Source organism: Nonomuraea sp. NPDC050733 (assembly GCF_040654215.1).
In the GTDB taxonomy this organism is placed as follows: Bacteria; Actinomycetota; Actinomycetes; order Streptosporangiales; family Streptosporangiaceae; genus Nonomuraea.
On record NZ_JBFAHO010000002.1, the window covers coordinates 289,736 to 312,434 of the forward strand.

General features: G+C 72.8%; 16 protein-coding genes. 10 read left to right on the plus strand and 6 right to left on the minus strand.

The genetic code is table 11. The features are described 5' to 3' along the window. The first annotated feature begins 8 nt into the window (after positions 1 to 8). The 4 genes from smc to AB0H64_RS05025 all read left to right on the plus strand — a co-directional run bounded on the left by smc (position 9) and on the right by AB0H64_RS05025 (position 8,442). A complete protein-coding gene (gene smc / locus AB0H64_RS05010; RefSeq protein ID WP_357620201.1) occupies positions 9 to 3,764 on the plus strand; it encodes a chromosome segregation protein SMC in 3,756 nt (1,251 codons plus the stop codon). Positions 3,765 to 3,949: 185 nt separating this feature from the next. Then, positions 3,950 to 5,131, plus strand: coding sequence for a signal recognition particle-docking protein FtsY (gene ftsY, locus AB0H64_RS05015; RefSeq protein WP_357620203.1), 1,182 nt, complete (start codon positions 3,950 to 3,952; stop codon positions 5,129 to 5,131). Positions 5,132 to 5,484: 353 nt separating this feature from the next. Next, positions 5,485 to 7,155 (plus strand): tetratricopeptide repeat protein, encoded by a 1,671-nt coding sequence (locus AB0H64_RS05020; RefSeq protein ID WP_357620205.1) that lies wholly within the window; start codon positions 5,485 to 5,487, stop codon positions 7,153 to 7,155. Positions 7,156 to 7,158: 3 nt separating this feature from the next. Continuing rightward, positions 7,159 to 8,442 (plus strand): MFS transporter, encoded by a 1,284-nt coding sequence (locus AB0H64_RS05025; RefSeq protein WP_357620207.1) that lies wholly within the window; start codon positions 7,159 to 7,161, stop codon positions 8,440 to 8,442. On the opposite strand, the gene AB0H64_RS05030 is transcribed toward AB0H64_RS05025, so the two are convergent. From AB0H64_RS05030 to AB0H64_RS05040, 3 genes are read right to left on the minus strand one after another with little or no spacing between them, the layout of a single operon-like run. Beyond that, positions 8,378 to 9,166, minus strand: a complete 789-nt coding sequence (locus AB0H64_RS05030; RefSeq protein WP_310708812.1) for an ABC transporter ATP-binding protein — start codon at positions 9,164 to 9,166, stop codon at positions 8,378 to 8,380. The two genes, AB0H64_RS05025 and AB0H64_RS05030, sit on opposite strands and share 65 nt — an antisense overlap. After that, complete coding sequence (locus AB0H64_RS05035) at positions 9,163 to 10,215, minus strand: iron chelate uptake ABC transporter family permease subunit (protein WP_357620210.1); 1,053 nt, start codon at positions 10,213 to 10,215, stop codon at positions 9,163 to 9,165. The genes AB0H64_RS05030 and AB0H64_RS05035 overlap by 4 nt, the downstream gene beginning before the upstream one ends. Before the next feature lie 11 nt (positions 10,216 to 10,226). Beyond that, entirely contained in the window at positions 10,227 to 11,258 is a 1,032-nt protein-coding gene (locus AB0H64_RS05040; protein WP_357620212.1) for an iron ABC transporter permease, read from the minus strand. A 103-nt stretch (positions 11,259 to 11,361) separates the two neighbouring features. Here AB0H64_RS05040 and AB0H64_RS05045 point away from each other — a divergent pair, with 103 nt between their 5' ends. Further along, positions 11,362 to 12,354, plus strand: a complete 993-nt coding sequence (locus AB0H64_RS05045) for an iron-siderophore ABC transporter substrate-binding protein (RefSeq protein WP_357620214.1) — start codon at positions 11,362 to 11,364, stop codon at positions 12,352 to 12,354. Positions 12,355 to 12,358: 4 nt separating this feature from the next. Here AB0H64_RS05045 and AB0H64_RS05050 read toward each other — a convergent pair whose 3' ends face one another. Then, complete coding sequence (locus AB0H64_RS05050) at positions 12,359 to 13,432, minus strand: PLP-dependent cysteine synthase family protein (protein WP_357620216.1); 1,074 nt, start codon at positions 13,430 to 13,432, stop codon at positions 12,359 to 12,361. 242 nt (positions 13,433 to 13,674) lie between these two features. Between AB0H64_RS05050 and AB0H64_RS05055 the strand changes: the two genes are divergently transcribed. The 5 genes from AB0H64_RS05055 (at position 13,675) to AB0H64_RS05075 (ending at position 18,050) form a co-directional block, all read left to right on the plus strand. After that, positions 13,675 to 14,262 (plus strand): sigma-70 family RNA polymerase sigma factor, encoded by a 588-nt coding sequence (locus AB0H64_RS05055; RefSeq protein WP_357620218.1) that lies wholly within the window; start codon positions 13,675 to 13,677, stop codon positions 14,260 to 14,262. A 194-nt stretch (positions 14,263 to 14,456) separates the two neighbouring features. Continuing rightward, entirely contained in the window at positions 14,457 to 14,762 is a 306-nt protein-coding gene (locus AB0H64_RS05060; protein WP_357620220.1) for a hypothetical protein, read from the plus strand. 61 nt (positions 14,763 to 14,823) lie between these two features. Continuing rightward, positions 14,824 to 15,615, plus strand: a complete 792-nt coding sequence (locus AB0H64_RS05065) for a polysaccharide deacetylase family protein (protein WP_357620222.1) — start codon at positions 14,824 to 14,826, stop codon at positions 15,613 to 15,615. Between the two features lie 42 nt (positions 15,616 to 15,657). After that, the gene (locus tag AB0H64_RS05070) at positions 15,658 to 16,311 is read left to right on the plus strand and encodes a DUF2461 domain-containing protein (protein WP_357620224.1); all 654 of its coding nucleotides are present in this window, start codon (positions 15,658 to 15,660) and stop codon (positions 16,309 to 16,311) included. Positions 16,312 to 16,583: 272 nt separating this feature from the next. Then, positions 16,584 to 18,050 carry a DUF2079 domain-containing protein gene (locus tag AB0H64_RS05075; protein WP_357620226.1) on the plus strand — a complete coding sequence of 489 codons (1,467 nt, stop codon included), beginning with the start codon at positions 16,584 to 16,586 and terminating at the stop codon, positions 18,048 to 18,050. Positions 18,051 to 18,074: 24 nt separating this feature from the next. Here AB0H64_RS05075 and AB0H64_RS05080 read toward each other — a convergent pair whose 3' ends face one another. Both AB0H64_RS05080 and typA read right to left on the minus strand, forming a co-directional pair. Continuing rightward, positions 18,075 to 20,609 carry a hypothetical protein gene (locus tag AB0H64_RS05080; RefSeq protein ID WP_357620228.1) on the minus strand — a complete coding sequence of 845 codons (2,535 nt, stop codon included), beginning with the start codon at positions 20,607 to 20,609 and terminating at the stop codon, positions 18,075 to 18,077. A 178-nt stretch (positions 20,610 to 20,787) separates the two neighbouring features. Then, on the minus strand, positions 20,788 to 22,638 hold the full coding sequence (gene typA / locus AB0H64_RS05085; protein WP_357620230.1) for a translational GTPase TypA: 1,851 nt from the start codon (positions 22,636 to 22,638) through the stop codon (positions 20,788 to 20,790). Positions 22,639 to 22,699 lie beyond the last annotated feature (61 nt).

Genomic DNA, 22,699 nt, shown 5'->3' on the forward strand with positions numbered 1-22,699 from the left:
GCCTGTTCTTGCATTTGAAGACCCTGACCCTGCGCGGCTTCAAGTCCTTCGCCTCGGCGACCGCCCTGCGGTTCGAGCCCGGCATCACCTGCGTGGTCGGTCCCAACGGCTCCGGCAAGTCCAACGTCGTCGACGCCCTGGCCTGGGTCATGGGCGAGCACAGCGCCAAGTCGCTGCGCGGCGGCAAGATGGAGGACGTCATCTTCGCCGGCACCTCGTCACGCCCGCCGCTGGGCCGGGCCGAGGTCACGCTGACCATCGACAACACCGACGGCGCGCTGCCCATCGACTACACCGAGGTCACGATCAGCCGGCTGATGTTCAGGTCCGGCCAGAGCGAGTACGCCATCAACGGCGACACCTGCCGCCTGCTCGACATCCAGGAGCTGCTGTCGGACTCGGGCATCGGCCGCGAGATGCACGTCATCGTCGGCCAGGGCCAGCTCGACGCCGTGCTGCACGCGGGGCCGGAGGACCGCCGGGCGTTCATCGAGGAGGCCGCGGGCGTCCTGAAGCACCGCAAGCGCAAGGAGAAGGCGCTGCGCAAGCTCGACGCGATGCAGGCCAACCTGACGCGCGTCCAGGACCTCGCCACCGAGCTGCGCCGCCAGCTCAAGCCGCTGGGCCGCCAGGCCGAGATCGCCCGCAAGGCCGCTGTCATCCAGGCCGACTGGCGCGACGCGCGGCTGCGGCTGCTCGCCGACGACGTGTGCGTCCTGCGGGTCACGCTGGAGCGGGAGGCGGCCGACGAGGCGGCGGTCCTCGCCCGGCGCGCCCAGGTGGAGGCCGAGCTGGCCGAGGGACAGCAGCGGGAGGCCGCGCTGGAGACGGCCGAGGCCGAGGCCCAGCCCCGGCTGACCGCCGCGCAGCAGACCTGGTTCCGGCTGTCGTCGCTGCGCGAGCGCATCACCGGCCTGGAGCAGCTCGCCGCCGAGCGACACCGGCACGCCCTCGACGCCGCCGCCATCGAGCGCCGAGGCCGTGACCCCGAGGACCTCGAACGCGAGGCGGCCGAGGTGCGCGAGAGCGAGCTGGTGCTGCGGGCCGAGCTTGAGGAGGCGCAGGAGCTGCTCGACGCCGCCGCCGAGCGGCGCGCCGAGGCCGAGTCGGAGCTGGCAGCCGAGGAGCGGCGGCTGGCGATGGCCGCCCGCGCCGCCGCCGACCGGCGCGAGGGCCTGGCCCGGCTGCGCGGCCGGGTCGACTCCGCGCGCAGCAGGTCACGCGCCGCCGAGGACGAGATCGGCCGGCTGACCAAGGCGGTCGCCGACGCGGCCGAGCGCGAGCGGCGCGCCCTCGACGACCTGGAGGAGCGGCGGAGCGAGGAGCCCGCCGCCGACCCGGCGCTGGCCGAGGAGCTGGCGACCGCGCAGGCGCTGGTCGAGGAGGCGCGCGCCACGGCGGAGGAGGCCCGTTCGGCCGTCGAGCAGGCGAGGGCGGCGCTCGGCGGGCCGCGCGACGCGCTCCAGGCCGCGAGATCGAGGGTCGGCACGGCCCGAGCCGCCGACCAGGAGGCCCAGCGGGCCGTGGCCGCGCTGCGGGCCCGCGCCGAGGCGCTGGAGCTGGGCCTGTCCCGGGGCGCCGACGGCGGCGCGGCGCTGGTGGAGACGGGCATGTCGGGGGTGCTGGGCCCGCTGGCCGCCGCGCTCCAGGTCGCGCCGGGCGCCGAGGCGGCCGTCGCCGCCGTGCTCGGGCCGGTGGCCGAGGCCATCGCGGTCGAGTCGGTGGGCGCGGCGGTCGAGGCGCTGGAGCTGCTGTGCGTCAAGGAGGCCGGCCAGGCCACCTTGCTGGTGGCGGGTGCCGGAGACGCGGCGGGATCGGGGCAGGGCCCCGCGGGGCCGGCGAAGGAGGCTTCGGGCGGCGGCTCCCTCGGGGTCGCCGGAGGCGTCGCGGAGCGTGGGGGCGCGCCCGAGGGCGGGGAGTGGGCGGCCGACCTGGTCGGCGTGCCCGGCCCGCTGAGGGGCTCCGTCGCCCGGGTGCTCGACGGCGTCGTCGTCGTGAACGACCTCGCCGCCGCGCGCCGTCTCGTCGAGGGGCACCCCGGACTGCGCGCCGTCACCCGGGGCGGCGACCTCGTCGCCGCCCACCTGGCCAGCGGCGGCTCCGAGGGCGGCACCTCGGTCCTCCAGGTACGGGCCGCGCTCGACGACGCCCTGGCCGACCTGGAGGAGGCCGAGGCGCGCGCGGAGCAGACCGCGACCGGCATGGACGACGCGCTGGCCGCCGAGCAGCAGGCGCAGGCGGCCGTGGAGGCCGCCCAGGCGCGCGTCGCCGAGGCGCAGACCGCCGCCGACACCGCCCAGGCCGGCGTCGGCGCCGCGCAGGGCGCGCTGGACCAGGTCAGCGCCCGCCAGCGGGAGGCCGACCGGCGCAACGCCGACGCCGCCCGCCGGCTGGCGCAGCTCGAAGCCGCCGCCAAGGCCGCGCACGACGAGGCCGAGCGCCTGGCGCGCGGTGTCACGACCGCCGAGGAGGCCCGTGCCGAGGGTCTGGAGGAGCTGGCCGAGCTGGAGATGCGGCTCGCCGAGGCCGAGTACTCCCAGGAGCTGGAGAGCGAGCCCACCACCGAGGCCCGCGACGAGCTGGCGGCGGCCTGCCAGGCGGCCCGCCAGCGGGAGATGGAGGCCGGCCTCCAGGTGCGCACGGCCGAGGAGCGGGTCAAGGGCATCGAGGGGCGCGCGGACGGCCTGCTGAGGGCCGCGCAGCGGGAGCGCCAGGAGCGGGCCCAGGCGGCCGCCCAGCGCGCCCGCCGCCGCCGTCAGGCGAGCGTCGCGGAGGCCGTGAGCAAGGGCGCCCGGCAGGTGCTGGCCGCCCTGGCCGCCTCCGTCGAGCTGGCGGCGCGCGAGCGCGACGAGGCCGACCTGGCCCGCGTCGCCGTCGACGCCGAGCTCAAGCAGGTCCGCCTGCGGGTGCGCGAGCTCACCCAGGAGCTGGACAAGCTGGTCAACAGCGTCCACGGCAGCGAGATGGCCCGCACCGAGCAGCGGCTGCGCCTGGAGCAGATGGAGCAGCGGGCGATGGACGAGTTCGGCGTCGAGACCGAGGCGCTGATCTCCGAGTACGGCCCCGACGCCCCGGTGCCGGGCGAGCCGCCCGTGCCGTACGTGCGGGAGGAGCAGGAGAAGCGGGCCCGCGCGGCCGAGCGGCAGATGCAGCAGCTCGGCAAGGTCAACCCGCTGGCGCTGGAGGAGTTCGCGGCGCTGGAGGAGCGGCACGCGTTCCTCAACTCTCAGCTGGAGGACCTCAAGAAGACGCGGCGCGACCTGATGACCGTGGTCAAGGAGGTCGACGACCGGGTGGAGCAGATGTTCGCCTCCGCCTACGAGGACGTGGCCCGCGAGTTCGAGCAGATCTTCGGCAGGGTCTTCCCGGGCGGCGACGGCCGGCTGGTGCTCACCGACCCCGAGGACATGCTGACCACCGGCATCGAGGTGGAGGCCCGGCCGCCGGGCAAGAAGGTCAAGCGGCTGTCGCTGCTGTCGGGCGGCGAGCGGTCGCTGACGGCGGTGGCGTTCCTGGTCTCGATCTTCAAGGCGCGGCCGTCGCCGTTCTACGTCATGGACGAGGTCGAGGCGGCGCTCGACGACACCAACACGCAGCGGCTGCTCACGCTGTTCGAGGAGTTGCGGCAGAGCTCGCAGCTGATCGTCATCACGCACAACAAGCGGACGATGGAGATCGCCGACGCCCTGTACGGCGTGTCGATGCGCGGCGACGGCGTGACGCAGGTGATCAGCCAGCGCATGCGCGAGCGCGAGCCGGCCTGAGCCCGCCAGATCCCGCACGGGTCAGGTGATTCGGCACTCCCGGCAGGTGTGACGGCGTCCGGAGCGGGCACCAGGTTCGCCGGCGGCGTGATCGCGGCCCGGCGCGGGCGAGTCGCCCGGCCTGGGACGAGATCGGCGTGGCCCTGGTCATGACCACGACGGACGATCTGGAAAACTGACTTCTTGTGGATGGTTACCTCGGCGTCATAGTGATCGTGGTCGTCGTCGCCCTCGTGGCGGCCGGCGGCCTCTTCCTGCTCTTCAGGCCGGGCGGTAAGTCGGCGCCGCCGGTCGAGCCGCCCGAGACGGCGCCCCTCCCGGAGGACCAGGAGAAGGAGCGCCCGGCCACGGGGGCCGAGGAGGGCGAAGGAGCGACCACCACGCTCCCTCCGCCGGTCAAGCCGGCCGAGCCGATGGTCGTCACGCCCGAGGTGGAGGTCCCGCCGCCGTCCGCCGGGCGGATGGTGCGGCTGCGCTCGCGGCTGGCCCGTTCGCAGAGCGCGCTCGGCCGTGGCCTGCTCGACCTGCTGTCCCGCGACCGGCTCGACGACGACGTGTGGGACGAGGTCGAGGAGCTGCTGATCAAGGCCGACGTCGGCGTCGCGCCGACCCAGGCGATCGTGGAGGAGCTCCGCACCCGCGTCAAGGTGCTCGGCAGCCGCACGCCCGACGAGGTGCGCGCGCTGCTGCGCGAGCAGCTGCTCGTCCAGGTCAACCCCGACCTCGACCGCACCCTGCACGTCCAGCCCCACGGTGAGCGGGCCGCGGTGGTGCTCGTGGTCGGCGTCAACGGCACCGGCAAGACCACCACGACCGGCAAGCTCGCGCGCGTCCTCATCGGCGACGGCAAGAAGGTCGTGCTCGGCGCGGCCGACACGTTCCGCGCGGCCGCGGCCGACCAGCTCCAGACCTGGGGCGACCGGGTCGGCGCCGAGGTCGTGCGCGGCCCGGAGGGCGGCGACCCCGCCTCGGTGGCCTTCGACGCCACGGCCAGGGGCATCGCGGACAAGGCCGACGTCGTCATCGTGGACACGGCGGGCCGTCTGCACACCAAGACGGGCCTGATGGACGAGCTGGGCAAGGTCAAGCGGGTCATCGAGAAGAAGGCCACGGTCGACGAGGTGCTGCTGGTGCTCGACGCCACCACCGGCCAGAACGGCATGCGCCAGGCCCAGGTGTTCGGCGAGGTGGTCAACATCACCGGCATCGCGCTGACCAAGCTCGACGGCACGGCCAAGGGCGGCATCGTCATCTCGGTCCAGCGGGAGCTGGGTGTTCCGGTCAAGCTGGTGGGGCTGGGCGAGGGGCCCGACGACCTGGCGCCCTTCGACCCCGAGGTGTTCGTGGACGCGATCATCGGCGAATAAAGGACCAATATTTTCGGATATGGGCGTCCAAATTAGGATGGCTTCCGAAAATGGATAGGAAATTTAATTTACCCGGAAAAGCCTTGATCGTCGTACTTGGCGTGTGTTCACATGAACCGGTCATCCGAGAGATCGCCCCGCGACGGTTCGCGACGGTCTCGTCATGCTTGAACACGAGAGGCACCCGATGAAGAAGGTCGTCGTCCACAAAGCCGGAACCGTGAAGCCCTCCGGCGCGGCCGCTCCGCGACACACCCACTGATTCCCACCCGGCCGGCGTCCCCCACGAGGGGCGCCGGCCGAGGCGCGACCGGAGACGGATCACGGAAGAAGGTCAACGGAAGAAGGTTCGGGTGGACACGATCGTCCTGGACGCCGACCGCAGGCTCCACGGCCCCTACACGCTCGCAGCCGCGCTGCTGGACCACCTCGTGCCCGAGGCGCTGGCCCACCGGCCCGACCTCGTCGCCGCGTACGACATCGAGATCGGGGTCGCGGCGCCGCACCTGACGATCCCCCGGAGCAGGACCACCCTGGCCGAGACACTGCCGAGGGGACAGCGCATCCTCATCCCGGGCGCCCGCCGGACGCTGCGCATCGCGAACGGGCTGGCCGAGTTCGTCCGCGACCACCTGAGCCGGACCGGTCCCCTGACCGTCACCGCCGACAACCTCGGCGAGGCCGACCCGACCGACGCCGAGCTGGTCGAGGTGCTGCGCAGGCGGGTGGACCCGGGCCTGCTGCGCGTCGTCGCCGGCCGGTGCGCGCCCGCGGACAAGCCGCTGAACGCCGACTTCGACCGCTTCCGCGACGAGGGATTCCACCACGCCATGGCCGAGGCCGGCCTGGAGGCGCTGCGCGGGCTCTCCCAGGACGGCGACCCGGAGGGCCGTCGGCTGCTGGTGCAGCGGGTGGGCGCCGCGCTGGAGGCCGTCGAGCGGGAGGACGAGGCCCGCGCCCTGTACGACGCGTCCCGCCGCCTGAGCACCGACCCCAAGCACCGCGCCACGATCGCGTACGCCACGGCCATGCTCCTGGTACGCCACCACGACCTCGCCCGGCGCGACCCGGAGGAGGCCCTGGCCTGGGTCAACGAAGCCGTCACGATCACCTCGCTGCTGCCCGACGCCCGCGAGCGCGCCTTCCACCTGGGCTTCGACCTCAACGGCAAGGCCCTGGTCGAGGTGCGCAGGGGCAACCTGGCGGCGGCGCTCGACCTGGTGCGCCAGGCCATCGACCTGGCCGAGGCGCATCTCGGCGGCACGCACCCGATCCACCGGCTCGTGCTGTACGCCAACCGCGCCCAGCTCCTGGCCGCCGCCGGGCGCACCCAGGAGGCGCTGGCCGACTACGCGATCGCCATCGGCACCGACCCCGGCTACCCCGACTACTACCTGGACCGCGGTGCCCTGCTGCACAAGCTGGGCCGCTACGAGGACGCGAGGGCCGACTTCGAGGCCGCGATCCGCCTCAGCCCGCCGTTCCCGGAGGCGTACTACAACCGGGCGGAGGTCCGCTACGCGACCGGCGACCTCGACGGCGCGCTCGCCGACCTCGACCACACGCTCGACCTCGACCCGGACTTCGCCCCCGCGTACGTCAACCGCGCGGGGCTGCTCGCGGCGGCGGGCGAGCACGCCGCGGCCCGGCGCGACGTGCGGCGGGGGCTCGCGCTCGACCCGCGCAGCCCGCACCTCAGGTGCGTGCTCGGGCAGGTCGAGGCGGCCGAGGGACGGCCGGAGGAGGCCGTGGCCGCGTTCGACGCCGCGCTGGAGCTGGACCAGGACCTGGTGGCCGCCTGGGCGGGCCGGGCCGCCGTGTCGTACGAGGAGGGCGACCACGACGCCGCGCTGGCCGACCTCACGCGGGCGCTGAAGCTGGAGGAGACGGCCGAGCTGCTGTTCAACCGGTCCCTGGTGCACAGCGCCGCGGGACGGCCGGAGGCGGCGCGAGGCGACCTGCTGCGGGCCGCGCGGCTGGCACCCGGAGATCCCGACATCCGGCGGGCGCTCGCGGAGGTGTGAGGCGTGGGCCGGTCCTACTGGCTCCTGCTGGCCGGGTTCCTCGCCTCGTCCCTGGGCACGTGGATCTACCGGCTGGCGCTGCCCCTCCTGGTGTACGACCTGACGGGGTCGCCGCTCGGGACCGGCCTGGTCTACGTCGTGGAGTACGTCCCGTACCTGCTGCTGGGGATGGTCGGCGGGGTGCTCGCGGACCGGTTCGACCGCAGGCGGCTGCTGGTGCTGGGCGATGTGGCGTCCGGGGTCGTCACGCTGGTGCTCGCCGTGATGGTGACGCTGGGCGTGGGACGGCTGTGGCCCCTCTACCTGGTGGCGCTGCTGCTGGCAGCGGTCGATCCGCTCTACCAGCCGGCGTTCCGGGCCGTGCTGCCGTCGCTGGTGCCGCCGGAGCGGCTGCCGCAGGCCAACGCGCGCGTCCACATCGGCGAGCACGCGGTGAACATGGCGGGGCCGGTGGCGGGCGGGGCGCTGGTGGTGGCGTTCGGCTACCAGGTCGCGGTGTACGTGGACGCCGGGTCGTTCCTGGTGTCGGCGCTGCTCATCGGCTTCATCGGCGGGCGTGCGGCCGCCACGGGCCACCGCGCGTCCCGGCAGGGGCAGGAACGGGAACGGTCGTCGATGGCGGCGGACGTGCGGGAGGGCCTGCGGTTCCTGCTGCGCGGCGACCGGGCCGTGCTGACGACCGCGGTGACCTCGTTCGCCTGCAACTTCGGTGTGTGGCTGCTGCTGGCGAACCTCGTCTACTACCTCAGCTCCTACCACGGGTTCACGCCGGGCGAGGTGGGCGTCGTCTACGCCTTCCAGGGGGCGGGGGCGGTCGTGGGGGCGCTGCTCGGCGGGCGGCTGATCCGGCGGTGGCCGCCGGGGCGGATCGTGACCTGGTCGCTGGTGGGCGGCGGGGCGGCGATGCTGCTCATGGCCGCCGCCCGGGGGCCGGTCCTGATCGGGCTGGCCTGGACGGGGCAGTTCGCGGCGGCGGGGGCGATGATCGTGGCGACGGCCACCGTACGGCAGCGGCTCGTCCCCGACCACCTGCTCGGCCGGGTGCTGGGCACGGCCCGGATGATCGCGTTCGCGTCCATCCCGCTGGCGGCGCTGGCGGCCGGGCTGTTCGAGTCGGCGGTGCGCGACGCGTACGCGGTCATGGTGTTCGCCGGCCTGAGCTGGCTGGCGATCGCCGCCGGGGTGGCCCGCTCGCCCCTGCGGCGGCTGACCGCCGGTGACCTCAGGACCGGGACAGCGGCCGGATCGGCACCACCAGCGGAGTCCCCGCGACCGGATCCTGGATGACCTTGGCGTCCAGCTCGAACACCTCGCGCATCAGCTCCTCGGTCAGCACCTCCTCCGGGGAGCCCGCGGCGACCACCCGGCCGGCGCGCATGGCCACCAGCCGGTCGGCGTAGCGGGCCGCGAGGTTGAGGTCGTGCAGGACCATCACGATGGTCCGGCCCGCCTCCTGATGCAGGTTCCGTACGAGCTCCAGCACCTCCACCTGGTGTGCCAGGTCGAGGAACGTGGTCGGCTCGTCCAGCAGCAGCAGGTCGGTGCCCTGGGCGAGGGCCATGGAGATCCACGCCCGCTGCCGCTGCCCGCCCGACAGCTCGTCCAGCGGGCGCTCCGCCAGGTCGGCCAGGCCCGTCAGCTCCAGGGCGAGGGCCACCGCCGTCTCGTCGTCGGACGACCACTGCCGGTACCACGTCTGGTGGGGGTGCCTGCCGCGCGCGACCAGGTCGGCCACGGTCAGCCCCTCGGGCGCGGTGGGGGACTGCGGCAGCACGCCGAGCACCTTGGCCACCTCCCGAGTCGGCATCCGGTCGATGCGCCGGCCGTCGAGCAGCACCTCGCCTCCGCGCGGCTTGAGCAACCGGCCGAGGGCGCGCAGCAGCGTGGACTTGCCGCACCCGTTGGGACCGATGATCGTGGTCACCGTGCCCGCCTCGACGCCGAGGTCGAGCCCGTCGACGACGACCCGGTCGCCGTAGCCCAGCGTGACGCCGGCGGCCTGGAGCCTCATGTGCGTGCCCTCCAGATGAGGTGGATCAGGTACGGCGCGCCGAGCACGGCGGTGACGACGCCCACGGGCAGCTCGATGGGGGAGAAGAGGGTACGCGCGATCAGGTCGGCCCCGGTCGTGAGGACGGCGCCGGTCACGGCGGACGACAGCAGCGGCGGCTGGGCGCACCGGACCAGGCGCAGCGCGATCTGCGGCGCGGCCAGCGCCACGAACGCGATCGGCCCGGCCGAGGCGGTCGCCACGGCGGCCAGCAGCACGGCGGCGAGCAGCATGAGCGCGCGCGACAGGTTGACCCGGACGCCGAGCGCGGTGACGGTGTCGTCGCCGTAGCGCAGCGCGTCGAGGGAGCGGGTTCCGAGCAGGGTCAGCGGGATCAGCGCGGCCAGGGCCAGGCCGACCGGCACGACGTGCTCCCAGCCGCGGCCGTTGAGCGAGCCGCTGATCCACACCATGGCGCGAGTGGTGTCGTTGACGTCGCCGACGGTCAGCAGCCAGAACTTCACGTTCGTGAACACGGCGGCCACGCCGATGCCGACCAGGACCAGCCGGTAGCCGTCGAGGCCGCGCCGCCAGGCCAGCGCGTACACCACCGCGGCTCCGGCCAGGCCGCCGAGCAGCGCCAGCGCCGGGATGCCGAGCGCGGAGAACAGGCCGCTGGCGCCGCCGTACGCGCTGCCGCTCATGACGACGCCGGCCACCACGGTCACCGAGGCGCCGGTGGTGACGCCGAGGATCTCGGGGCTGGCCAGCGGGTTGCGCGCGATGGACTGGATGATCGCGCCCGACAGGGCGAGCGCGGCGCCGACGAGCGCCCCGGTCAGCGCGCGGGGCAGGCGCAGCTCCATCACCACGAAGTGCTCGGGCACGGACGGGTCGAACGTGGCGCGCACGACGTCGGCCAGGCCGAGGGGGAGGTCGCCGAGGCGCATGTTCAGGGCCATGAGCAGGGCGAGCAGCGCCAGGCCTGCCACGGTCACGGCGACGCCGCGGGGCCGTACCCGCCAGGACATGCCGCCCGCGCGCAGCGCGAACGACGGCTTCACCCTCACGGAGGTCCCGGTCACAGCCGCACCGGCTTCCTGCGGCGGACCAGCGCCACGAAGAACGGCGCGCCGATCAGCGCGAGCACCACGCCGACCTCCAGCTCGCCGGGGGCGACGACGCGGCCGATCACGTCGGCGAGCAGCAGCAGCGCCGCGCCGATCAGGCCGGAGAACGGCAGCAGCCAGCGGTGGTCGGTGCCGGACAGCGGACGGGCCAGGTGCGGCACCAGCAGCCCGACGAACGCGAGCGACCCGCAGGCGGCCACCGCCGCCCCGGTCAGGAGTGTGACGGCGGCGACGCCGACGCCCCGGGTGAGCCCGATGTTCTGGCCGAGGCTGCGCGCGACGTCCTCGCCGAGGGACAGCGCGTTGAGGCCGGGCGCGTTGACCAGCGCCAGCACCAGACCCACCGCGATGAACGGCAGCACCTGCCAGACCACGTCCGGGCCGCGTCCGGCCACCGAGCCGGCCTGCCAGAACCGGAACACGTCCATGGCCTGCTCGTCCAGGAGCACGATCGCGGAGGTCAGGGCGTACAGGAAGGCGCTGACGGCGGTGCCCGCGAGCGCGAGCGTCACCGGCGTGGGGCCGCCCCGGCCGCCGACCATGCCGAGCGCGAACACGGCCACGCTGGCCACCAGCGCGCCGGCCAGGCCGAACCAGATGTAGGCGAGCAGGCTCTGGGCGCCGAGCAGGATGATCGAGGCGACCATCGCGAACGCGGCCCCCTGGGTGACACCGAGCAGGCCGGGATCGGCGAGCGGGTTGCGGGTGTGGCCCTGCATGAGCGCCCCGGCCACGCCGAGCGCGACCCCGGCCAGCACGCCGAGGGCGGTCCTGGGCACGCGCAGGGAGCGGATGACGATGTCGTTCTCGGTATTGCTCGGGGCGGTGAGCGCCTGCCAGGCGTCGCCGAGCGGAACGGCCTTGGCGCCGATCGTGACGCTCAGGACCACCGCGACGCACACGGCCGCGAGCAGGGCCGCGAGCAGCAGGCCGCGGCGCCGGCGGATGCCGTGAAGGCGCGGCGCGACGGCGGTTGCGCTCACATTGACCCCTTCCGGCAGTTGCCCGTCCCGCTGAAGTATGCCAGCTTAGGCAGGGCTAACCTAAATAAGGGTTGCCTAACTTTTTGCCCGGGAAGGGGTTTCGATGAGACGGTTGCGCGCGTTGGTGGGCGCGATGCTGGTGGCGGGGCTCGTCGCCGGCTGCGGTTCGGCCGGCACGGAGTCGACCGGCACCGGGGCCCCGGCGTCCGGCGAGGCCGGCACGCCGTTCCGCACCGTCAAGCACGCGATGGGCGAGACCGCGATCCCGGCCCAGCCCAAGCGGGTGGTCGCCCTCGACCAGAGCTTCGTCGACGCGGTTCTCACGCTGGAGACGCCGGTCGTCGGCTACACCACCTACCGCTCGATCGAGACCAAGCTGCCCGACTACCTCGGCGCGGTCGCCGCGCAGTACGGCAAGGAGGCGGTCGCGGTGGGCACGCTGGAGCAGCCCAGCCTGGAGAAGATCATCGCGCTCAAGCCGGACCTGATCGTCTCCGCCAAGGTCCGCCACGAGGCGCTCTACGACAAGCTCTCCAAGATCGCGCCGACGGTCTTCAGCGAGTCGACCGGCGCCATCTGGAAGGACAACGTCCGCCTCATGGGCCAGGCGCTCGGCAAGGAGGAGCTCGCCGAGACCAGGATCAAGGAGTACGAGGCCCGCGCCGCGAAGATCGGGGAGGCGGTCAAGGCCAAGGAGGGCGGCGAACTGCCCACCATCTCGATCGTCCGCTTCGCAGGGGAGCCGACGGCCCGCCTGTACGTCGAGAAGTCCTACTCCGGCATCGTCCTGAAGGACGTCGGCTTCCCCCGCCCGAAGGGCCAGCCCACCGTCACCGACTCGATCGTGGTGGACGTGAGCCAGGAGCGCATCTCCGACCTCGACGCCGACCACATCTTCGTGGCCACCTACGGCGACCCCGAGGCGACGAAGTACAAGGACAAGTTCGCCGCCAACCCGCTGTGGGGCAGGCTGAAGGGCGAGAAGCACGAGGTCGAGGACCAGACGTGGATGACCGCGGTCGGCATCCAGGGCGCGCACGCGATCCTGGACGACCTGGCCGGGTTCTTCTCGGTGGACCCGGCCAGGACCGCCTGACGGCTCAGCCCGCCAGGAAGGCGTGCAGGTCGTCCAGGTGCGGGTGGATGTCCAGGCCCTGGGCGGCCAGCCAGGCGGGCTCGCAGTACGTGCCCCGGTAGCGCTCGCCGCCGTCGCAGATGAGGGTGACGATGCTGCCGCGCTCGCCGGCGGCGCGCATCTGCTTGATCAGCTCCACGCAGGCCGCCACGTTGGTGCCGGTCGAGCCGCCGACGTCGCGGCCGGTCACCTCACGCACCCAGTGCATGGCGGCGATCGACCGGGCGTCCGGTACGGTCAGCATGCGGTCGATCACCGACGGCTGGAACGACGGCTCCACCCGGGGCCGTCCGATGCCCTCGATCCGCGAGCCTCGCGCCGTGACCGAGGCCTCGCCCGACACCCACGCCGGATAGAAGGCCGACCCCTCGGGGTCGGCCACGGCCAGGCGGGTGGAGTGCCGCCGGTAACGGATGTAGCGGCCGATCGTGGAGGAGGTGCCGCCGGTGCCGGCGCCGACCACGATCCAGGTGGGCACGGGGTGCGGCTCCATGGCCATCTGGGCGAAGATCGACTCGGCGATGTTGTTGTTGCCACGCCAGTCCGTGGCCCGCTCGGCGTAGGTGAACTGGTCCATGAAGTGGCCGCCGGACTCCGCGGCCAGGCGGTGCGACTCCTCGTAGATCGTGGTGGGGTCGTCGACCAGGTGACACTTGCCGCCGTAGAACTCGATGAGGTGGCACTTCTCCGGCGAGGTCGAGGCCGGCATCACCGCGGTGAACGGCAGGCCGAGCAGCCGGGCGAAGTACGCCTCGCTGACCGCCGTCGACCCGCTCGACGCCTCGACGATCGTCGTGTCGGGGCCGATCCAGCCGTTGGCCAGGCCGTACAGGAAGAGCGAGCGGGCCAGTCGATGCTTGAGTGAACCGGTGGGGTGCACCGACTCGTCTTTCAAGTAGAGGTTTACCCCCCACTGCGGGGGCAGCGGAAAGACATGAAGGTGCGTGTCACAACTCCGGTTGGCGTCGGCCTCCACTGTGCGGATGGCCTCAGCCACCCAGTGGCGCGTCCTCGTGTCATGACGATCCACAAAATCCATGCTCATACGCTATCTCATGTGACTCTGGCCACTTTTTCCGCGAAATTGGGTGGATAGTGTTATGGTACTGAGACAAGTCCAGCCGTGGACGTGATAACGCACGCCGCGAGCAGACGGACTTCTCACCTCTCTGACCAGGCGTAACCGTTAACGCGGCCCTTACGTGGGTGTTGACACCATGGACTTTGCTGCGGGCCGACCTGTGCCGAGATGGGATAGCGCAAGGGGGAATCTTGATCACTATGACCGAAGAGCAGCGTCAGGACTGGTTCGAGCGCGATGTCGTGCCCGTGACGTCGCAGCTGTTCGCCTCCGCCATGCGCCTGACCCGTAACACCGCCGACGCGGAGGACCTCGTCCAGGAGACGGTGGCCAAGGCGTACACCTCCTACCACCAGTTCCGCGAGGGCACGAACCTCAAGGCGTGGCTGCATCGCATTCTGACCAACAACTTCATCAACGACTACCGCAAGCGGCAGCGCTCGCCGAAGCTGTCGGCCGCCGAGGAGATCGAGGACTGGCAGCTGCACGCCGCCGAGTCGCACTCCTCGACCGGGCTGAAGTCGGCCGAGACCGAGGCGCTGGATCGCCTGCCCGACAACGTCGTGATGAACGCGCTCCGCTCCCTGCCCGAGGACTTCCGCGTGGCCGTCTACCTGGCCGACGTCGAGGGGTTCGCGTACAAGGAGATCGCCGAGCGCATGGGCACCCCCATCGGGACCGTGATGTCCCGCCTCCACCGGGGCCGCCGCCAGCTCCGGACCATGCTGGAGCCGTACGCGATGGAGGAGGGCGCCTTCCGCCCTCCGGCGCAGCGCACGGCGGCCTGAGCCCCCACCCGTCCCGCCCCTGACTCCCGCCAGGCGCCTGTGGAGCCGCACGCGCGGCGCCCCGCGCCGATAACGCGGAACAGCCCTCGCCGTCACCCAGCGGAGTCTCATGATGACGACATGTCATTGTCGGTTGTGGCCCCTGGGTGGGTACATCCCTGTGTGTGCGTCCGAGCACCGGCAGGGGGTGACGCGTGACCGAGGCCCGCGCGGCGACGGAGAAGCTCCGGGCCGAGCTGCGAGAGCTCGGCGTCACCACCGCGTACGAGCTCGGTGACGGCGCCACACTGCCCGTCTGGATCGGCCTCGTCGTCCGCTACCGGCACGGGTTCTACCGCTGGCAGGAAGGACCGGTGAAACGTCGACATTTGGGTACGGATGCGGTCGGATGTGCCATAAGGGTGGCGCGTCGCTTCGCGGAGCTCCAGGCTGATGTCCCACTGTGGTGGCATGACCTGGCCAAAGAGTTGCGCGGGCACTTGGCGCAGGACTACCCGTAGCGGTGTCACAGCCGGCCTGGCCGGTGGGCTCGCCCGCCGGGAATCGGTCCGGCTGGCCGTCGTGACCGCCTGTGCCGCGCTCGCCGCTGCCACGGCCGCATGCGGCACGACGCACACGATCTCCACGACGCCCGTCGCGGCGCCGCGGCCGTCCACCGTCATCGCCCCCGGCGTGCTCGCCCGGCGGCCGGCCGCCGTCCAGCCCGACTGGCCCGCCCACCGCGTGGTCGACTGCCGGCGGCGCAAGTGCGTCGCCCTCACCTTCGACGACGGCCCCGGCGAGTACACCGGCAGGCTGCTCGACCTGCTGCGCGAGCGGCGCGTGCGGGCCACGTTCTTCGTCGTGGGGCAGATGGTGGCCGCCGACCACACCGGGCTCACCCGCCGCATCGTGGAGGACGGGCACGAGCTGGGCAACCACTCGTGGAGCCACCCGCCGCTGACCGCCCTGTCCGACGAGCGGCTCAGGCGTGAGCTGGCCGACACAGAGGAGATCGTCCAGCGGACGACCGGGGTGCGGATGGGGCTCATGCGGCCGCCGTACGGGGCGACGAACGCCCGCGTCGCCGAGCAGGCGCGCCACGAAGGGCTGGCGCAGATCCTGTGGAGCGTCGACACGCTCGACTGGCGCGATCGGAACGCCGGGATCGTGGCCCGGCGCGCCGGCCACGCCGCTCCCGGCGCGATCGTGCTCCTGCACGACATCCACCCGACCAGCGTCGCGGCGGTCCCGCGGGTGCTCGACACGCTGACCAGGAAGGGCTACCACTTCGTCACGGTGTCCGAGCTGTACGGCAGAGCGCTGCTGCCGGGCCGGAGGTACGAGTCCGCCGAGCCGCCGGGGGCCCGGTGAGCGTGTGCCATGTTGTCGGTGCGACATGGCAGGCTGGCCCGTATGGGTTTCACCGGCTTCCCCGACGAGGCGTTCGTCTTCTACGAGGGCCTGGAGGCGGACAACACGAAGACGTACTTCACCCGGCACCGGGACCTCTACGAGGAGGCGGTGCGGGCACCCATGCTCGCGCTCACCGAGGAGCTGGCCGCCGAGTTCGGGCAGGCCCACCTGTTCCGGCCGCATCGGGACGTCCGCTTCGCCAAGGACAAGTCACCGTACAAGACCCATCAGGGCGCCTTCGTCGACCGCATGCCGGGGATCGGGCTGTACGTCCAGATAGGCGCCGACGGGCTCTACACCGCGGGCGGTTGCTACACCCAGGCCCCCGACCAGATCGCCCGCTACCGCGCGGCGGTCGCCGAGGACCTGTCGGGCGAGCCGCTGGAGGCGGTGATGGCCGAGCTCCGGGCGGCGGGCTACGAGCCGGCGGGTGACCGGCTGAAGACCAGGCCCCGCGACTACCCGGCCGACCATCCCCGCATCGACCTGCTCCGCCACCGCTCCCTGCACGCCGGCCGCCGCTTCCCGCCGGAGCCGTGGGTCCACACGAAGGAGGTCGTGGAGCGGGTGCGGGAGACGTGGCGCGCCTACGGTCCGCTGGTGGAGTGGCTGGCCACGCACGTCCGGGGCAGCGAGCTGCCCCGCCGCCGCTGACCGGCGGCGGGCCGGACAGCGAGACCCGCGGGTGGCGGGAGTGGGGCGTTCGGCCGGTCAGTGGGACCCGCGGGTGGCGGAGGTGGGGCGTTCGGCCGGTCAGTGGGATCCGCGGGTGGCGGAGGTGGGGCGTTCGGCCGGTCAGTGGGATCCGCGGGTGGCGGGAGTGGGGCGTTCGGCCGGTCAGTGGGATCCGCGGGTGGCGGGAGTGGGGCGTTCGGCCGGTCAGTGAAATCCGGCGGGAGTGGGGCGTTCTGGCCGTCATCACCGTCGTGGCGGCCGTGCTGTACGGCGCCGTCTCCTTCGTGCGGCTGGCCGGGTTCCGGGCCGGGGCGTACGACCTGGTGATCTTCGATCAGGCGGTCCGGTCCTACTCGCGGTTCGGCCTGCCGGTGGCCGTCGTCAAGGGCGTCCACAACGACTTCGGGCCCGGCTTCACCGTCCTCGGTGACCACTGGTCGCCGATCCTGGCCGTGCTCGCGCCCCTCTACTGGATCCACGACGGCCCCGGCACGCTGCTGGTCGCGCAGGCCGTGCTGCTGGCCTCCGCCACCGTGCCGCTGTGGGTCTTCACCAGGCGGGCCCTGGGCGTCCGCGCCGCGCACCTCGTGGCGGTGGCGTACGCGCTGTCGTGGCCGGTCGTGGAGACGGCGGCGTTCGACTTCCACGAGGCCGCGTTCGCGCCGCTGCTCACCGGCCTGCTGCTCGAACGCCACCAGGCCGGGCGGCGGGTCCATGTCGTGCTCGTCGCCCTGGCGCTGCTGTGCGTCAAGGAGGACATGGGGCTGCTCGTCGCCGGGTTCGGGCTGGTGCTGCTCGGGCAGCGCGGCCGGCGGGTCATGGGCGGGGCGTTCGCCGTGGGCGGCACGGTCTACACGTGGCTGGCCTCGCAGGTGCTGATCCCGCTGTTCGGTGGGCGGCCCGACTACTACTGGGCGTACGGCGCGCTGGGGGCTCACGCGGGGGCCGCCGCCCGCACCGCGCTGACGGACCCGCTGGCGGTGGTGGCGCAGCTCGGCAGCCCGCCCGTGAAGCTGCTCACGCTGGCCCTGCTGCTCGGCACCACGCTGCTGGCGGCGCTGGGCTCGCCGCTCCTGCTCGTGGCGGTGCCCCTGCTGGCCGAGCGCATGCTGGCCAGTTCCTTTCCCAACTGGTGGGTGCCGGGGTACCACTACAACGCTTTCGTCGTGGTCGTCGTGCTGGCCGCGGGGGTGGACGGGGTCCGCCGCCTGGGCGACCGCCTGGGGGAGGAGCGGGGCGGGCGGATCGTGCGGTGGTGGGCGGCGGGCGTGGTGGTGTTCGCGGTCGCGACCGTGCCGTTCTTCGCGCTGGCCGAGCTGGCCGATCCCGCGTCCTACCGGCGCGACGGGCGCGAGAGCGCCGCCGCCGCGGCCGTGTCGGCCGTGCCCGGCGGGGTGCTGGTGGAGGCGGCCAACAACCTCGCCCCGGCGCTGTCCGGCCGCGACACGGTGCTGCTGTGGGACCGCACCCCGCGCTGGGCCCCGTGGGTGGTGGCCGACGTGGGCCGCCGCACGTTCCCGTTCCCGGACGTGGAGGAGCAGCGGGCACGCGTGCGTACCCTCCTCCAGCACGGCTACCGGGTACGGCTCTCCCGCGACGGCTACTTCGTGCTGAGCAGGGAAGGAAGCGGCGTGCTGAGCACGGAAGGAAGCGGCGTGCTGAGCACGGAAGGAAGCGGTGTGCTGAGCACGGAGACGACCGGCGGCGGGCCCCGTTAAGGCGGGCGGTCACTGCCGAGGCGGTCACTTCGGAGCCGTGGTGGTGACGTGCTCGTCGCCCTGGAGGATGCGGTCGACCGTCTGGCCGGCCGCCGAGGTCGCGGCTGTGGTGACCGCCGCGATGACCACCGCCAGCAGCGGAGTGGCCAGGCTGCGGACGCTGCGGATGTTGCGTACCCGCGCCCACGGCTCCCCGGCCAGGTGCATGAGCCGCCACTCCCAGTACAGCCCGAGCCCGATGCACACCAGCGCCACCTCGCCCCCCACGATCGCCACCACCTGCACCTTGTCGAGCCCGCCGATGTCCGGCTCCACCAGCGCCGACAGGTATCCGGACAGCTCGGTGGCGAGGGCGGCGGCCATGAGGTAGAGGGCCTTGGTCATGGGCTGGGTGCCGCGGACGCGCGGGTAGAAGTACCCGAACAGGAACCCGAAGGCGGGCAGGGTGAGCAGGTAGCGCATGTCGAACACGAAGCTGCTCAGGTCCACCCCGGCGGGCCGGCCGTACAGGAGCGCGAACGGCACGCTCAGCAGCAGGCTCACCGCGAAGCCGTACACGCCGTTGACCCACGGCGGGCAGCCCGCGGCGGTGGCGAAGGCAGTCTCCGGGTCGCGCCCGTGCCGGCGGAGCGCCTCCTCCAGGGCCTCCCGCCGCTCGTCGAAGTCGGCCATCGTCATCTCGCCCGCGCCGATCCTGCCTCGGCCGAGCCGGTACAGCTCCTGCTCGGAGATGAGCAGGAGCCGCTTGTGCAGCGCGGACCTGATCAGCTCGCGGTGCTCGTCGGCGGAGGCGGGCTCGACCACCGACGGGTGCGGGGTGACGAGCAGCCAGCGGGCCGCGAGCCAGGCGACGATCGAGGTGATCGACAGCAGCGGCAGCGGCACGTCGCTGTCGGCGATCGTGATGCTGCCCCGGGGAGTGAGGTACAGGACCATCAACCCGGCGATCATCGTGGCCTCGGCGCCCGGATGGTGGATCGCCGCGATGGACCCGCCGAGCCGCCACAGCCGTACCAGCAGCAGCCCGAACCCGAGCAGCAGCAGGCCGAGCACGCCACGCATGAGCGGGCTCAGCGGCAGGTCGCCCAGCTTGGGCTCCGCCGGCGAGGCCAGGGGCAGACTCCACGACCCGGCGTCCAGCCACTCGGTCGGCCAGCCCTGCACGAGCAGGCTCGCCACCACGGCGACCACCACCGCCCGCCGCGACCACCGCCGCGTGGCCACGGCGACCGCGGTGATCGGGATGAGCGCCCAGCCCAGGCCCAGCACGAGCCGGACGCTGTCCGGCGGGTAGACGCCGTCCACCAGCGCCCGCGTCCACAGCGCGAGGGCCAGCAGCGCGACGGCCGACCCCGCGGCGAACGCGGCCAGCCGTACCGCGACCATGCGGATGCCGAGGTCCGAGCTGAACCCCACGGCGGACCCGGCGGCGGCCAGCGCGGCGATGACGGAGCACGTCAGCAGCGTGCCGGGCGGGAGCTGCTCGTGCAGCCACGACCAGGTCAGCATGCCCAGGCTCAGCAGCACGCCGAGCGCGGTCACGCCCAGCACCTCGCGCGCCGTCCACGGCGGGCTCGTCGGCAGGACCCGCCCGGCATGCCACACGGCCAGCGCCGGCACCGCGCCGAACAGGATCACGTACGCGAACGGCGTGAAATCCTTGGCCACGAGCGGGATCAGCAGGGTCGGCGCGGCCAGCATCAGGCCGATGGCGAACTCGCGGTTCGCCGTCCGCTGCCACCAGGCCATGCCCATGGCCCGCACGAGATACCACACGAGCACCACGGCGGTCCCGATGCCGAGCGCCGTCGCCCAGGAGAAGTCGTCCTCCTCCTGGCGGTCGGGGAACCCGTAGGAGTCCTGGGCCAGCGTCACGCTCACCGGGTAGAACCCGACGGCGAACTCCAGCCGCTCCGGGTCCTCCCGCGACGGCCGCACGCCCTGGACGCGCAGCGGCGTCCACTCGCCGGGGAACACCGTGACGGCGCGCCGCAACACGATCAGCGGCCGGCCGGCGGGCTCCTGGAACCCCAGCTCCATCAGCTCGCCCTGCTGGAACTGCCGCAGCATCGTCACCTGGAACTCGACGGTGGTGTGCCCGGCGGAGGTGGTCAGGACCGGCGCGAGCCGCTTCGTCGGAGCCAGCACGGTACCGAGCACCTTGATCGCCCCGAACCCGTCGTCGGTGAAGCGCTGGATCCCGCCGGGGAACTCGCTGCCCTGGCGCAGCGTCGCGGCCAGCTCGTCCTCGGCGCGCATCCGCAGCCGGTGCCTGACCGTGACCTTGACCTGGCGCAGCCGCTCGTCGATGCGCCCGGCGGGCACCCCGGTCAGGTCGGCGCGGCCGGCCCGCCCCACCACGACCTCGGTCGTGGCCTCACGCGCGGCCGCGTAGTCGGCCGCGGTGCGCCCGGCGGTCAGCTCCCAGGTGTCGGGCACCTGAGGGCTCGGGGTACGCGTGGACCACTCGACCGGTCTGGCCGCCACGAGGCACCAGAGGATCGCGCCCAGCGAGACCATGGCCAGCCCGAACGCCACGACGATCCGGAGCTTTCCCACAGTGTGGATGATCCACGGGCACGGCCGGATGTTCTCCGCGGTGCGGTAACGGTGTGGTCACACCTACCCGGACCGACCCTGCCTGGACCGACCCTGTCCGGACAGACGCTGCCCGGACCGACCCCGCGCCGCCCACCAGGTGGGCGCGCGCGGAGGCGTCGCGGGAGAGCCCGCAGTGTCAGGAGCGCTTGGCGCGGGCGACGGCGCGACCGCGGGTGGCGGCGTCGAGGACCACCTTGCGGATGCGCACGTGGTCGGGCGTGATCTCCACGCACTCGTCCTCGCGGATGAACTCCAGCGCCTGCTCCAGCGACAGGACGCGCGGCGGGATCACCTTCTCCGTCTCCTCGCTGGTGGAGGAGCGCATGTTGGTGAGCTTCTTCTCCTTGGTGATGTTGACGTCCATGTCGTCGGACCGGGAGTTCTCGCCGATGATCATGCCCTCGTACACCTCGGTGGTGGGCGAGACGAACAGCGTGCCGCGCTCCTGGAGGTTGAGCATGGCGAACGCGGTGACGGGACCGGACCGGTCGGCCACCAGCGAGCCGTTGTTACGGGTGCGCAGCTCGCCGAACCACGGCTCGTAGGAGTCGAACACGTGGTGGACCAGGCCCGTGCCGCGCGTCTCGGTGAGGAACTCGGTGCGGAAGCCGATCAGGCCGCGCGCCGGCACCACGAACTCCATCCGGATCCAGCCGGTGCCGTGGTTGGTCATGTGCTCCATGCGGCCCTTGCGGACGGCCAGGAGCTGGGTGACCGCGCCGAGGTACTCCTCCGGGCAGTCGACGGTCAGCCGCTCGACCGGCTCGTGGACCTTGCCGTCGATGACCTTGGTGACCACCTGCGGCTTGCCGACGGTCAGCTCGTAGCCCTCGCGGCGCATCTGCTCGACCAGGATGGCCAGCGCCAGCTCGCCGCGGCCCTGCACCTCCCAGGCGTCGGGCCGGTCGGTCGGCAGCACGCGCAGCGACACGTTGCCGACGAGCTCCTTCTCCAGGCGGTCCTTCACCATGCGGGCGGTGACCTTGGAGCCCTTGACCTTGCCGACCAGCGGCGAGGTGTTGGTGCCGATGGTCATCGAGATGGCGGGCTCGTCGACCGTGATCAGCGGCAGCGGGCGCGGGTCCTCGGGGTCGGCCAGCGTCTCGCCGATCATGATGTCGGGGATGCCGGCGATGGCGATGATGTCGCCGGGGCCGGCCTCCTCGGCCGGCTTGCGCTCCAGCGCCTCCGTCATCAGCAGCTCGGTGATCTTGACGCGCTGGATCGTGCCGTCGGTACGGCACCAGCCCACCTGCTGGCCCTTGCGCATCACACCCTGGTGGATGCGGCACAGCGCGATGCGGCCGAGGTAGGAGGAGGCGTCGAGGTTGGTGACATGGGCCTGCAGCGGGGCGTTCGGGTCGTAGGTCGGGGCCGGGATCGTCGACTTGATGATGTCGAACAGGGGCTCCAGGTCCTCGGAGTCCGGCATGCCGCCGTCCTCGGGACGGTTGAGCGAGGCGCGGCCGGCCTTGGCCGAGGCGTAGACGATCGGGAAGTCGATCTGCTCCTCGGTCGCGTCGAGGTCCATGAAGAGCTCGTAGACCTCGTCGACGACCTCCTTGATGCGCGCGTCGGGCCGGTCGACCTTGTTGATGCACAGGATGACCGGCATCTTGGCGGCCAGCGCCTTGCGCAGCACGAACCGCGTCTGCGGCAGCGGGCCCTCCGACGCGTCCACGAGGAGGACGACGCCGTCGACCATGGACAGCCCGCGCTCGACCTCGCCGCCGAAGTCGGCGTGGCCGGGGGTGTCGATGATGTTGATGGTCATGCCGCCGTGCTTGACCGCGGTGTTCTTGGCGAGAATGGTGATGCCCTTCTCGCGCTCCAGGTCGTTGGAGTCCATGACCCGGTCGTCCACGTCCTGGTTGGCGCGGAAGGCCCCGGACTGCCAGAGCATGGCGTCGACCAGCGTGGTCTTGCCATGGTCGACGTGCGCGATGATCGCGATGTTCCGCAGGTCGTCGCGGCTGTTCAAGGGCATGATGACGTCTCGCTCTGTGTCGGTGAGGGCCGCCGCGCGATGTCGCGGCTCAGTCAAGTCT